Here is a 13,808-nt window from a genome sequence, read left to right as displayed (position 1 = left end):
TTGCTTTCCCCCTCTCACTAGTCATCTGAGAAATCACAAGAATTTTCACTCTGAATAATGGCTTATAACTTTTTTCACTGCATTGACTACATCCATTACATCGTTCCCCGTCATAGCAGGAAAAAGAGGTAATGTTATAATCTCTTCATACAGTTTTTCAGAAACAGGGCATATACCTTTGTTATATCCAATCCGCTGATAGTATGGATGGAAATAAACTGGTATATAATGGACGTTCACGCCAATGTTTTCCTTCTGTAGTGCTGCAAAGATTTCCTTACGTCCTGCTGTTAATTTCTCCAAATTCAATCGTATGACAAACAGATGCCAGCTTGAACTGCAATTTCCTTGCCGGTAAGGCACGGTGATCTCTGGAACACCTTGAAAGCCTTTATAATATAAATCCACATATTTTCGTCTTTTCTCAATAAATTGATTCACTTTTCGTAATTGGTTTAGTCCAAGTGCAGCCTGAATATCTGTCATCCGGTAGTTAAATCCAAGTTCTTGCATTTCGTAATACCAGGGACCTTCCGTTTTACCAAGTTTCTGTGGGTCCCTGGTTATTCCATGGCTTCTGAACTGTATTAACTTTTCGTAATATCTTTGATTATTTGTTGTGATCATGCCGCCTTCACCTGTCGTAATATGTTTGACAGGATGAAAACTGAACATGGTCATATCACAAATGGAACCAACATAGTTTTCTTTATAAACAGCACCCAGCGAATGTGCGGCATCACCAATTACGGTAAGTCCATTTTGTTTTGCCAAGGACATAATTTCATCATATGCAGCAGGCCGGCCGGTATAATCTACAGAAATGATTGCTTTTGTTTTTGCAGTCATAAGGGGTTTGATGGATGCAGGGGAAATAGTGTATGTGTTGGGATCTATATCTGCAAACACCGGGGTGCCGCCAACATATAAAACACAATTGGACGTCGCGGCAAAAGTCATTGGAGAAGTAATCACTTCATCATCTTGTTCAATTCCGGCAGCATAACAAGCGGCATGCAATGCAGCGGTTCCACTGGAAAATGCTACAGCGTATTTCGCTCCAACAAAATCTGCAACCGCGTCTTCAAATCGTTTGATGGTTGGTCCAGTCGTAATATAATCGCTTTTTAACACATTCATGACAGCGTTCATGTCGTCATCATTAATCCACTGCTTTCCGTATGGCAAATAGGTTTCTCTTACCGGTTCACCACCATGAAGTGCCAGCAAACCATTCTTTTTTTTCATTCCGTTCCTTCCCTTTATATAAGATTAGTAGATTTTATCCATTCCTCTGTTTTTTGGACCCCCTCCTCCAAACTGTATTTTGGCTCCCATCCCAAAAGATTTTTTGCTTTACTGTAATCACACAGTAATTTAGGTATTTCACTTTGCGGATGAATATGCGTAATGTGTTCAATACGATCTTCATCCCCAGCTGCAAGCTTTGCCAAATCGTTAATACTGATATCGGAACCGAGTCCTGCATTAATAATCTCGCCATTTGTTTTATCTGAATAACCTGATTCAATAATAAAGCGCGCACAATCTTCGACATAAAGCAAATCACGTGTCTGCTTTCCATCTCCATATATTTGCAGTGACTTATCTGCAAGCTTATTTTTTAAAAAGATGGCAACAACTCCCCCCTCACCGCCTGTTTTCTGATATGGTCCATACGTATTAAACGGACGGATGACAGTAACGGGCAGGTTATAGGCGTGAAAGTATGACATCACCATATTTTCTGCAGCCAGTTTTGAACCAGCATATGGGGAAGCCGGTTTAACCGGATTTGTTTCATTAATACCTTCCGCACTCCAGGCACGTTCATATACCATGCATGTACTCATGAATACGAGTTTTACATTATTTTTTCTGCATTGTTCCAAAACATGAAATGTACCAACTACATCGTTATTAAACGTGACCTCAGGATGATCGATACTATCCTGAACATTAATACTTGCTGCAAGATGATAACAAATATCAAATTTTTTGGTGAACAAATGATTCAATATGCGTCTGTCTTTTATATCGCCGGTGATAAACTGCATAAAGTTTTTTTGTTTTTTCAGATCATCCAGATTTTCCTTTCTTCCGTTTGAAAGATCATCCAGCACCCAAACCTGATGTCCATCCTTCAAAAGGCGGTCAACTGTCCACCTTCCAATAAAGCCTGCACCGCCTGTTACAAGAACTTTCATACCATACACCCTTTCAATATTCTGCACAAAATATTTTATTTCCGCCGGCGGAAAATGTTCATACAGAAAAACAAATGAAACAACTTTGCCTTAAAATCCTCATGGCCACCTTAATTACCTGTAAGCGTATTAATTAATTTCTTTAACCGTGCTCCGGACTTACTGAAATCAGGATAAGCATATCTGAGGAAAGCTTCCCTTTTGGTCTTGACATAGTTTTCCCAGACAGGATCATTAAAATATTTAATTATCAATTTCCCTAATTTCTGTGGATCACTTTGAATTAATTTATCCAGACTGTAATAATAATCTGTAGCACCGGGAAGCTTTTTGTGCGTGTTCATAATAAATACAGGTTTATCTGCCAGCATAGCCTCCAGTCCTACTGTTGATGGATACGAAACAACAGCATCCACATTTGGGAATATATCGTATAGATTATAATCCCTGTTGGAATGAACAAATGAAAATTCTTTTGTCAGATCATGGGGACCATTAATTCCTGGACGATCTTTAATCACTATATTTAAAGGTAGTTTCTTTGAAATTGTTTCAATCAACATTCTCCACTTATGAATACTCTCATTTTGAAAAAGAACAATCATCAGTGTTTTTTTTCTCATATCCAGTCCTAATCGTTTATTAAATTGCGATCGCGTAATCTTTGATTGTTCAAATGCCTGATCAAATCTTGGATGACCAATAATTTTAAGGGAATTGTCGGGGATCCCCAACTTTTTATACCAATCTTTTTCATAATTGCCATATACAGCCTCAATGGCTGCAACTTTAGGAAGATAAGCAAACTCACCGCCAATCGTTCCATGCTGCATCGAAATTACGGGAATCCCCTTTTCAGCACCAATTATAGATAATATACGGGGGATACTCCGGTAAGTGTTAGACAATACAATACAAGAGACGGAAACACGGGATAACAAGCGTCTTACTTGTTCCATCCGATGTATCACTTCAATTACTGTTAACACCAAGGCACTTCTGAATTTTTCATTTTTATATACTGGATGCTGCTTATGAACATTTAGAATCTCTGATATCTTTTTTCTTATTTGTATGATTGCTTTTGGAGAAGCGACTGGGTAATTACTTAAAAAATCAGTCGGGATCTTCGTATTCATGTTCATACCCGATCCAGTCTTTTTGTTTTTTCTCCAAGTCTTGGCACCCTCCTGTATTATGATTGATTTTGAAGGTTCGAAATACGCATCGAATGTCTGTTTCGGAAACCGAAATCCACCATTCCAAAAAAACAGCACTCTTCCTTGTTTATTTTTGATCAGAGGTTTTTTAGTATGTGACGCTACTAACTTATCAAATACCTGTTGCACCTGTTTTTGATCCTTTATTTTGTGTTTTAATTGCCGAATAAATGTTGGATCGTGTAACATTTTCCCAATTTCAGCATTTTTCCTTAGAAGCTTATGAAACTGACAAAGGTAAGGTAAAGAAAATCCGTCATATTTCAAATCTCTAAAATCATGAAGAAAATCAAGATATAACGACCAATAATTTCTCACAAACGTTTCCATATTATCCTCCTTTTAACTACTTTAGCGCTCTTATTTGTTCCATTTACCATTTCCGCGGATCTATAATATTTAGATTATTAACCTGAAAATCATGGAAATTGATAGTTTTCTCGCAAAGATTATTAAAAGCTTCAATAAATTCCGTTATATGATTAAGATTATTGATACCAACTACCATTGAATCCAGTTGTTTAATTTGCGATATGAACTTTAAAGCACCTTCCAATTTCGTTAATCCATGGTGGTAAAGAAACGATTCTAATTTTTGGTGGACGGGTTCCAGCGATTTAAGATTGCCGGGCAAAGCTTCAGAACTCGACAATAATACACCTTGCAGGAAAATCGATCTTGCATGAATTTCTATATTTCTTCTTTTCATCTTGTTTAATATATTGGAATGAATTAATCGTTGATCATAAATATTAATTGGTATCTGAAAAACATCAATGTCATAATTTCCCATCAATTTGTTTATTTGATTTTCATCATAAACCGAAACACCTATTTTTTTTATTAAACCCGTATTTTTCCAATCCATTAATAATTGAAACAATCTATTACTGTTTTTCACCAGCAGATCATTGGCATTATGAACAAAAATACCTTTTATATGATTCACTTTAAATTTATTCAATGTTTGACGAAACGTTTTATCAACTAGGTTTAATTCTCTGTTGGTTATTGTGCCGGTATTTAAATAGGGTGTCTTGGAATAAATGGAAAAGAATGAATCTGTAATTAATTCTCCAACTATTTCTTCGCTTTCCCCATAACTGGCTGCAGTATCAATGGTATGAATATTGTGTTGCCTGCAGTATCTTAATATCTTTACTACCTCGTCTTTCGTTGTTCTTCCGTGTCGGTTTGTTACCCCATAATCCATTCCAAATTGTGCCGTACCTATAATAATATTTGAGATACTGGTTAGAATTTTAATCACCTCTTTATCCTTTTCTGCATAAAACACAGCAATTGTTTGATATCAACTGGAAAAGCGGGGCGTTTTCACCCAGGTTACAAAACTAGCTTGTCAGCCTATTAATCAACCTGTTCAATCGCTTTCCGGACATTTCGAAATCAGGATATGCATTTGAAAGAAAGTTATCTCTTGTCTTTTTGGCATAACCAATCCAATTGTTATCACTCAAATAATTTATGATTAATTTACCTAATTTTATAGGGTCGCTTTGAACCAGTTCGTTCAGACCATTATAATAACCTGAATAACCGGGATCACCAATTAAAGATCTATTGGAATAAAAATCCTCAAGCCACTTTTTGATATCTTTTTTACCTGAAATCTGCTCACATAAAATAAATGCCGGTTTATCCGCCAGCATCGCTTCTAAACCCACTGTGGAAGGGTAAGAGGCAACTGCGTCAACATTGGGAAGAACATCATAAAGATGAAGGTCTTTTGTTGAATGGACAAATGGAAACTCTTTCAAAAGCGGGCTATTTCTTCTACCCGGGTAGTCTTTAATCAAAATGTTTACGTCACATCTGTTTGCAATATATTTAATTAACCTTCGCCATTTCTCCAAATCATAATTTTCCCTTACAGCCAGCATCAATGTTTTTTTGTTTGTATCCAGTCCCAATTTTTTGTTAAATACTGAACGTGACTTTATGGGGCCTTTAAATATCTGATCGAATTTTGGGTGACCAATTATTTTCACAGCGTTTTTATGAGCCCCATTTTTTATGAACCAATCTCTCTCAAACTTTCCATATACAGCATCAATTGTGGCAACCTGTGGAAAATATCCTAACTGACTATTGATAACTCCGTGCTGCATACAGATTGTTGGGATTCCGTTTTCCGCTGCAACTATAGCCAGGACTCGATTGATGGAATGGCCGTGGGATATAACGATACAGGAGACGGGTACTTTTTTCAGAAAGTTCTTCACCCGCTCAATATGATCTACTATTTGGTGAATTTGTGTTAAAAAATTGCGTTGAAAATGTTTATTACTGTAAAGTGGGTGCTTAGGATAAGAACGGAACATTATTTTTGCTTTATTTTGAACCTTTTTTACAGCCTTTTCTGTATTAGTGGAATAATTATAAAGATAGTCAATCGGAATATTTTGTGGTCTTTTCGTTTTCTTGGCCTTCATCTGCTGCTTTTCTTTGAAGGACTTCCCTTTTACAGAGATTGTATTTTTCAATCGAACACTGGCTTTTTTCTTCTTTTTCTTTACCGGATGATTTTTGTTCTGTTGGGTATTGATTTTAGCGTTACTTAACAACATTGTTTTCGATGGGTTAAAATAATTATTTAATGCCTCCTTGGGAAAGCGCAAGTGTGAGTCTGTATGCAGCACGACCTTCCCGTGCTTATTTTTATCTAACGGTTTTTTTCGGTGACCGTGAATATATTTATATAATTTCGCTTGAACTTGTTTTTTATCATTCACCTGATTTTTTGACTGACGAATCAACTTTTCATTATATAGATTTTTCCAAACCGCTGGCGCACTATGAATTATGCTAAAACATACACAAAAATATGGTATGGAATAACCGTCATATGTCAGTCCTTTAAAGTCATCTAAAAAATCCAGATAGAATGACCAATAATTTTTTTCAAAATTGTTCATTTCTTCCTCATCCTCTATACTTCTTTTTAAATCAAAGCTGTTTCCTTCAATAATGCACGCAGTTCTTTAAGGTTCATTGACTTTTGACTTTTTGAACTGTATTCTCCCGGAGTTGCTTTCCGGGCATTGCTGTACGATTGATGTCTGCCAGCAATTCCGGATATCACATACATATCGGAAAACTCCCAAGCGACGCGCGATTCATCAGCTGTCATTAACTCTTCATACATCTTTTCGCCGGGTCTCAGGCCTATTACCTCTATCTCTATTTCCTTATGATTCAAATCATAATTTTTACATGTTTCTTCGATGATGGCACCCGCCAGGTCACCGAGTTTTATGACAGGCATTTTAAGCACAAATACCTCTCCGCCCTTTGCCTCTTTTAAGGCTTTTATGGTCAATTGCGAGGCCTGATCGGCTGTCATCATAAATCGGGTCATATTGGTATCAGTAACAGCAATTTTTTTGTTTTTCAAAATCCGTTCTTTAAAAAGGGGGATAACCGATCCTCTTGACCCCATTACATTGCCAAACCGGACACTTGCAAATACCGTTTGTCCTTCTGCTTTGTTATACTCAGCCTGTGAAATTAACCTCTCTGCAATCAGTTTTGTTGCACCATACGTATTCGTAGGCGAGATTGCCTTATCCGAACTGGTAAATACTACTTTTTTTACATTTTGGGAAATAGCAGCTTTAATTACATTATTTGTACCATATACATTTGTCTTAATTGCTTCGTAAGGATTACTCTCACACAAATCAACATGCTTCATTGCAGCCAGAAGAAATACATAGTCAACGTCCTGCATAGCGGACAGCAAACTATCATAATCACGGATATCTCCAATAATGGTATGCAAATTTTCACCGGATTCCAGTCGTAATTGATGCTGTTTATATTCATCACGGCTATATACCTTAATAAGTTCCGGATTTTCTTCCATGATAGATTGGATGATACGTTTCCCTATGGTTCCTGTACCTCCAATGACTAAAATTTTTTTTCCTTTAAAATACACATTAGTTCCTTCCTTCCATACAAAACAATCTGATTTGTTTATTATCAATTAGTTCATCACTTTCTGAGATAGTATATATATATTCAGAAAGAAGTACCCAGTTAAAGACGGCAACCCACGAACCCCTTCTTTAATGCAAATATGCTAAAACAACACAAAAAAAACGAGCTGAAACAGCTCAGTTCAAATCATATTTTATTCAGTTTACGGTTTCTGTTGTTCAATCCATTTCCCTTTCGATCTTAAACAGATTTTTTCCCAGTTTCTTAATATATATTGGACTGACTTCATCTTCTATTTCATCCAGTTTTCCAAAAAAGTTGTATATTTCTTCCTCAGTCAGCGAGAAGCGGCGTTTGCGTTGTTTTTTGTTTTTTATGCTGAATGTTTTCTGGGGCAATGAGAATACTCCAGGTGATTCCGGCAATGAAATTGTACTGCATAAACGCAAAATGGTTTCATACGAATATGTGTCTGCCGACCATTCACAGAAATCGTATAAATCCTTTTCGTAATGATTAAATGATTCCTTATTATCATTTTTTAAAACGGCGGATAAACCGGCAGCAACTTCAGCATTACTGGCAGCTTTCATCCCCAGTTGATTCGGCAGGTTCATTCCCTTTTTCTTGGAGGAAATAGGAACATAGGAGATTAAAGGTTTCCCAAGCAAAAAAGTTTCAATACCGGATGTACATCCGTTGTGTATTACAACCTCAGCAGCCATAAGCCACTTTATAATGTTTCCTTCATGGATAATATAGACATTTTTGTAGTGGGCAAACTCCTTCTGATAGGAGTTGAAATCCTCGCCAGGATGCGGCCTGATAATAAAATTCATTCTCGGATATTTTACAGACATTTCTTTAACGAGCGCCAGAAAATGATAATATAATGCTTTTATATCCTGGAAATAAACATTTTCCTGCTTACCTTTTGGGGTATTATATCGGGTAAATCTCGTGTTGATTAAAACAAACTTTCCATATTTATGAATGATCCCTTCCGCTTCCTTCTGATAGATTCTGCTGAATTTCGGCTTGAGGAGATCGAACCGCAGATTCCCTGTAACAAAGCACTTTTGTTCAAAATCAGGATTGACATCATGAATAACCTTTTTTTGATAATTTCCCCAACAATACTCCTGTTTTACTAGTTGCAGCATATCCCTTCGCATTCGATCCCTTATATATTGTTTCGGTTTTATTAATAACCCTTCTTCATCCAGTTCAACTATTGTATGACCATAATGTTCAGCATTTGTAATAACTCTTTTTCTGACCCCATGAGAATAACCTTTTGAGAAAAAAATGCCCTTTGGATACACTTCCGATGCCATTTCAACCATCACATGGTCTCCCGTCACAACCCGATAGCCTTCTTTAGCTGCATAGTATGCCAAAAGCAGCTTGGCATCTGTTTCCCTAACTTTTACTTCTATGGGCAGATATAACCATCCCTTACTTTTTTTCATTGCATTCAGCCCTTCTCATACGTCTGTGTTTTCGCAGCCTTCACTTTACTAACGTTTTTCTTTTAACGTATTAATAATGTCTTCAAAGGCTGCTTTATTTTGTTCCATTATTGAATCCAGCTCAGGTAAAAAGTCCTCCAATTCGGAGTTTTCCGGTGCCTCATTTCCTTTATTATAAAAATTAGTATTTGAATTCATCAGGATGTGGGCAATTATCATATGAAGTGTATTCCCATCTAAAAATAAGAAACTATTATTTTTCTCATTGCTTGTATCCATTAAGTCCTTCATATTTTCTTCCAGATAATCTTTTAGCAATTGATTAATCAACACATTCTGTTCAAAATCATGTTTACTATTATCCATTTTCCCCCTCCTCACCCAGGGTCCCGCCAATATTTATCTGGTTAAGGGAGCTGATTCCCTCTTCCATCTCATCACCATAGGCAAACCCCATTATACTGCCTGCGTAGGAAGATTCCGGAATCCATTTCACCTGAAAATTTGAAAATGAAAGTGTTTCGTTTGCCTCAAGGATATGTTTATTATTTGGCCTTAGCCAAAATTCCTGCCTGTCCGTATGCTCATTAATTCTCTCCCACCCATTTGTTAGGTTACCTTTACTGGAGTCTTTATATTGATATTTCCCTGAAAAGTTAAAAGGCGAATCTGCTGACAATTTGATACATATATAAGGGTTAACAAGCGGGGTTCCCCCTAAATTCTGTATATGAAAAGAACCAAGTACAAAATTCTCAAAGTCTTTAACATGACGAATATTTAAGGAATATGTAAAATAACTAATAACTTTAAAATCCTGTGATAAATTCATTTCTGATACCAATGTTTTAATCGATTGCAGGTAAGAGGCATTCATTTGCTGTAAACTTGCAATTTTTTCATGTGCATCATTTATTTTTGTCATGAAATAATTCACCTCCAAATAAAATAAAGAGAGGAACAAATTCCTCTCTTTATACCTATGCTGGAAACTTATCCATTATCACCAGTTCCATTATTCGGGAAAACCACTGGGCATTGAGGTGGAATGGTAGGTGCAGGACATGGTGGTATTGGCAATTCCTCTCTTGGCTCACAGAAGTCTGCTACAATCTCAAGGGTCACCTCAAAAACGGATTGTATGCTTTGGCACAAGCGAACTGAGACTGTGACATCAAGTTCATCAGGTTCAGTTGTTGTAGTTCCGTCACAAGCGGCTGTACATACAAAGCACTCTAAATCTGTGTAGGATACTTCAATATCTGTCCCTTCAGGAGCACAAAGAATCACTTGTTCACAGCGAGTAAAGTCAGCACTGCCGATTTCAACAGTTCCTCCGCCAAGCTCCGGAATTACATCTGCAAAAACAGTAACTTCAAAGTTTTTACGGATATTTACCAGCTGCAATGTCACCTGTGTTCCATCGATAACAAATTGCTGATCCGTCCGGTCCAAAATATCAAAAGGATTAGTTTCATCCGGCGCCACCGTACATGTAACGGAATCAAGCACAATATCGCCACACTCTAATGGGGTTCCATCTGGCCCAACCGGCAATACCAAGTCATCCAGAGCAAGATCGAAGGATGCTTCGTTAATAATCCAGTCATACACCTTCTCTGTGTTGATACATAGGAGTTCCTGACCTCCTGTTAAATTTTCTGCTTGCATATCTGCAAACACCTCCGAATAAGATTAATTCTTTCAATGTTAGCCTATGAAAAGATGCATGAAGCCGTATAATGATTTAGCGGAATTATTATGATATTTATTATTTTAGGCAAAATCATTAGCATGCCGCCTCGTGCGATCTAAACATCAAACGCTTTCTTATGCCTAAATTTAATTAACAACGCATATATTGAAGCGAGGTAAAAATTAGTTGTATAGTCCTTGCGCATCTGTCACGAATTGATGTTTCACAAATAGTATATTAATGTGCTGTAAAAGGGTGAATATTAATGTATCAGTACAAACTTTATAACTCGGGAGAAATTACGAGGCTGGAACAGGAATTGGACGTCTACAAGCATATACTGGAAACAATAAAATTGGGCGACATGGTGGAAAATTACCTTAAAACGAACAGCGAGTTTTATGAGTTAAAGTTCGAGTTTCATAAACTAAAAGGAGAAATGAAGTCAATGGAAAAAAATTATCAGGAAACAGTGGAAGAGTATGGCCGGGAAGAACAGGATCTTTCCGAGAGTATTAAAACCATTAATGATTCATTAAGTGAACTAAAACGGGATATGGATACAGTTATGAATTTAGTCGCACAAATACGTTTTGCTGAACTTAGTGAAAAAGTAGACAAAGTTATCCATAAATTGGATAGTGGTTTAACAGACAAGAATGAAATGAAAGGTCTGCAAGAAGAAGTTTCACGGTTAACAGATCAACTTAAACCAGAAACTGCGGAAGCCGATACGCAACAGCAACAATCTGCTGCCCCGAAAAAATCAGAATTCAGACGATTGCAAAGCATGCTTCGGTCACCCCAAAACATCGAGCAGGCATCAAACAAAAAAAAAAATAACATGACACCAATCCAAAATTTTGGAAAACCCGTATCAGGAAGCAAACGAAGATCCACCCAAACAAATTCATTTAATCAGAATGAAAGTAACATCCAGAATATTAATGGAAGAAAAGTGTATCAAAACCCCCAATATGAAATAAATAAAAATATCATTACATCAAAAAATAAACAACAGAAAAACAATGCAGAGGCAAATGAAGGTACATCCGTAAATTCCAGGAACAATAACCCAAATTCCTCCAATAAAAATACGTCATTTGAAACAGAAGAAACCGAAACAAATAATACAGAGAAAGAACATGAAAACAGCATGGAAAACCCCAATACACAAGAAAACCATCAGGAATTCCAGCCACAATCTGAAACGGAGACTGAAAACAGGAATATAGCAGCTGATGTCACAAATAATAATAATGAAGAGGAAAAACATAGCAGTGAAGAGGATAACCAATCAGGCAGCAAAAATGAATCAAACTCTTTCTTTTCCTTTTTCAGGAAAGGTTAATATGTGCTAAAAAAAATAGTTATTCCGCAGACTATCTACAATGAAATGCTGGAACATGGACGCTGGAATTTGCCGAATGAAGCTTGTGGGTTATTAGCGGGAAATGATCATCATGTGCATTCTATCTGGCAGTTAAAGAATGAATGGAAGTCTGTAAAACGTTTTTTTGTAAGTAAAGACAATGTTGATGAAACGATTAAAAAGATTGAATACCGGAAGGAACAAGTCATAGCTGTCTATCATACCCACCCTGTTTCAGCACCTGTTCCTTCTTTTTATGATATCGCTCATCATCCTGATGCAAATATAAAAATGATGATTATCTCTTATAAAAAAAACCCCCCTTCAGCAAAATGCTATACTATCCAAAATTCGGACTGTGAGGAATGCCCCTTTTCAATAGAAACTCTACCATAGCCCAACCCTTTTTACGTATTTCACATTATAATAAACAGTGAAAGGAGTTGAATCTTTTTGAAGGCAAGAAATAATAAAACACAAATAAGTAGGCAAAGGCAGATAAAACCAACTGCAAAACCTGTCGTTATAGATTCATCCAATGTTAAAAGAATAAAGGTAAAACCGGGCGGCTGCAGCGGTGGCTGTGGAAAAGTTGGCAAAATAAAATAGATGAAAACCTCCTATATCCTCCAAATAGGATGCAAGAACGGTCCCGAATCAAAACTATTTCAATGTATGCTGGTATAGACTGTCCGAAATAATGATCGTGTAACAAGCAGATTAATATAACAGTTACTATATATAGTTCTCCTGTTAATCGAGATCTCCATATAATATGTATAAGACCGGGTGAGCGCAGCCCGGTCTTTTCATGCACTTGAGTATTTATAAGCATTCCGGTAATCGGGCTTAACGGCTGTGAGATAATTATACCAGTTTATAGTAATTTATGTTGAAGCCCACGACACAAGTCCACTACATTTAAATTGTTCCAACATAAAGTATATTGAGTCGAAAGAAACTTGTCTTGAATGTAGCTTTTGACTGACAAACCAATTAAGGAGTGGAAATATATGAGGAAGAATACTGGCTGCGGGAACGGACATAAACATTGTCCTCCACTACCAGCTAATGACAAAGTAAAGTCAAAAAGCTTGTTTACGGCCTCTGAGCAGTTTGCTCCCCCTAATACCGAAGAAGCAACAGCTATTCTTGGTGATGTGTTCATTCAAACGTTGACCGAGGCTGATATTTATTTGCCCACGTATGCTAGAGCAGTCAAAAACATTGAGAAAAACGTTTCCTTAACACAATGTAAAGCAATTCCTGTTGTTGGAAATCCAACCAGTGCGAAAATTTTAATAGATGGGATAGTCCACAATAATATTCAATACGTTGAAGATGCCTATGGAGTAGTGAAAGATTATAGTGTTGATGTTCCATTTTCAGCATTTGATCAAATAGACCTCGCTGATGATGTTGATGATCCTTTTGGAATAAACTTCAGTATCAAAGACAATATATTACAACGCAGAGAACTCGCTGACAACGGAATGGCTGCCGATCGTTGTGAATTCGGATCCGTTACGTTTGAAATTAATAATGAACCAATAAGGTGCAAACTGCTGGCATCTCTGGTTAATGAGCTGGATTTGCTCAAACACTTTGATAACTGGGGACGCTTCAACAAAATAACAGAAAAACTGGATATTAACCTTGTCATTAAACTAACTCAAAAACAACAAATTTGGCCAACACCTGCAAATGGAAATAATTGTACTTCGGATAGCGCTGATGGATCATCAGCATCTGACGCGCAAACACCTGCAAATAACTGGGAATCAGTATACAGCAAGTTTAGAAGAATGACTGGTTATTAAAAACGAAGTCTATTAAGCACGTGAAGATAATGCTTAGCAAAAATGAATGTTTTCCAGA

At 36.8% G+C, this 13,808-nt stretch carries 14 protein-coding genes; 4 read left to right on the top strand and 10 right to left on the bottom strand.

The genetic code is table 11. The annotated features are described in order from the left end of the window. Window positions 1-45: 45 nt before the first annotated feature. From pseC to HUX68_RS14810, 10 genes are all read right to left on the bottom strand, one after another. Complete coding sequence (gene pseC / locus HUX68_RS14855) at window positions 46-1,248, bottom strand: UDP-4-amino-4,6-dideoxy-N-acetyl-beta-L-altrosamine transaminase (RefSeq protein ID WP_174615541.1); 1,203 nt, start codon at window positions 1,246-1,248, stop codon at window positions 46-48. A 14-nt stretch (window positions 1,249-1,262) separates the two neighbouring features. Next, window positions 1,263-2,207 (bottom strand): dTDP-glucose 4,6-dehydratase, encoded by a 945-nt coding sequence (locus tag HUX68_RS14850; RefSeq protein WP_174615540.1) that lies wholly within the window; start codon window positions 2,205-2,207, stop codon window positions 1,263-1,265. Between the two features lie 110 nt (window positions 2,208-2,317). Beyond that, window positions 2,318-3,757 (bottom strand): hypothetical protein, encoded by a 1,440-nt coding sequence (locus tag HUX68_RS14845; RefSeq protein WP_174615539.1) that lies wholly within the window; start codon window positions 3,755-3,757, stop codon window positions 2,318-2,320. A gap of 43 nt (window positions 3,758-3,800) precedes the next feature. After that, the gene (locus tag HUX68_RS14840; protein ID WP_174615538.1) at window positions 3,801-4,697 is read right to left on the bottom strand and encodes an aldo/keto reductase; all 897 of its coding nucleotides are present in this window, start codon (window positions 4,695-4,697) and stop codon (window positions 3,801-3,803) included. Window positions 4,698-4,779: 82 nt separating this feature from the next. Then, window positions 4,780-6,363 (bottom strand): hypothetical protein, encoded by a 1,584-nt coding sequence (locus tag HUX68_RS14835; protein ID WP_174615537.1) that lies wholly within the window; start codon window positions 6,361-6,363, stop codon window positions 4,780-4,782. A gap of 26 nt (window positions 6,364-6,389) precedes the next feature. Beyond that, complete coding sequence (locus HUX68_RS14830; protein ID WP_174615536.1) at window positions 6,390-7,388, bottom strand: SDR family NAD(P)-dependent oxidoreductase; 999 nt, start codon at window positions 7,386-7,388, stop codon at window positions 6,390-6,392. Between the two features lie 220 nt (window positions 7,389-7,608). Then, window positions 7,609-8,862, bottom strand: a complete 1,254-nt coding sequence (locus tag HUX68_RS14825; RefSeq protein ID WP_174615535.1) for a surface carbohydrate biosynthesis protein — start codon at window positions 8,860-8,862, stop codon at window positions 7,609-7,611. Window positions 8,863-8,910: 48 nt separating this feature from the next. Beyond that, window positions 8,911-9,228, bottom strand: coding sequence for a hypothetical protein (locus HUX68_RS14820; RefSeq protein WP_174615534.1), 318 nt, complete (start codon window positions 9,226-9,228; stop codon window positions 8,911-8,913). Then, a complete protein-coding gene (locus tag HUX68_RS14815; protein WP_246206692.1) occupies window positions 9,221-9,787 on the bottom strand; it encodes a hypothetical protein in 567 nt (188 codons plus the stop codon). The genes HUX68_RS14820 and HUX68_RS14815 overlap by 8 nt, the downstream gene beginning before the upstream one ends. Window positions 9,788-9,855: 68 nt before the next feature. Continuing rightward, on the bottom strand, window positions 9,856-10,533 hold the full coding sequence (locus HUX68_RS14810) for a BMQ_0737 family morphogenetic spore coat protein (RefSeq protein WP_174615533.1): 678 nt from the start codon (window positions 10,531-10,533) through the stop codon (window positions 9,856-9,858). 290 nt (window positions 10,534-10,823) lie between these two features. Between HUX68_RS14810 and HUX68_RS14805 the strand changes: the two genes are divergently transcribed. The 4 genes from HUX68_RS14805 to HUX68_RS14790 all read left to right on the top strand — a co-directional run bounded on the left by HUX68_RS14805 (window position 10,824) and on the right by HUX68_RS14790 (window position 13,750). Next, window positions 10,824-11,909 (top strand): hypothetical protein, encoded by a 1,086-nt coding sequence (locus HUX68_RS14805; RefSeq protein ID WP_174615532.1) that lies wholly within the window; start codon window positions 10,824-10,826, stop codon window positions 11,907-11,909. 3 nt (window positions 11,910-11,912) lie between these two features. After that, window positions 11,913-12,326 carry a M67 family metallopeptidase gene (locus HUX68_RS14800; protein ID WP_174615531.1) on the top strand — a complete coding sequence of 138 codons (414 nt, stop codon included), beginning with the start codon at window positions 11,913-11,915 and terminating at the stop codon, window positions 12,324-12,326. 57 nt (window positions 12,327-12,383) lie between these two features. Then, a complete protein-coding gene (locus HUX68_RS14795) occupies window positions 12,384-12,539 on the top strand; it encodes a hypothetical protein (RefSeq protein WP_174615530.1) in 156 nt (51 codons plus the stop codon). A 404-nt stretch (window positions 12,540-12,943) separates the two neighbouring features. Continuing rightward, complete coding sequence (locus tag HUX68_RS14790; protein WP_174615529.1) at window positions 12,944-13,750, top strand: CsxC family protein; 807 nt, start codon at window positions 12,944-12,946, stop codon at window positions 13,748-13,750. Window positions 13,751-13,808: the final 58 nt, after the last annotated feature.

The organism is Virgibacillus ihumii (genome assembly GCF_902726655.1).
In the GTDB taxonomy this organism is placed as follows: domain Bacteria; phylum Bacillota; class Bacilli; order Bacillales; family Amphibacillaceae; genus Lentibacillus; species Lentibacillus ihumii.
The sequence above is the reverse complement of the archived record's forward strand: the minus strand, read 5'-3'. Positions and strand labels throughout refer to the sequence as shown.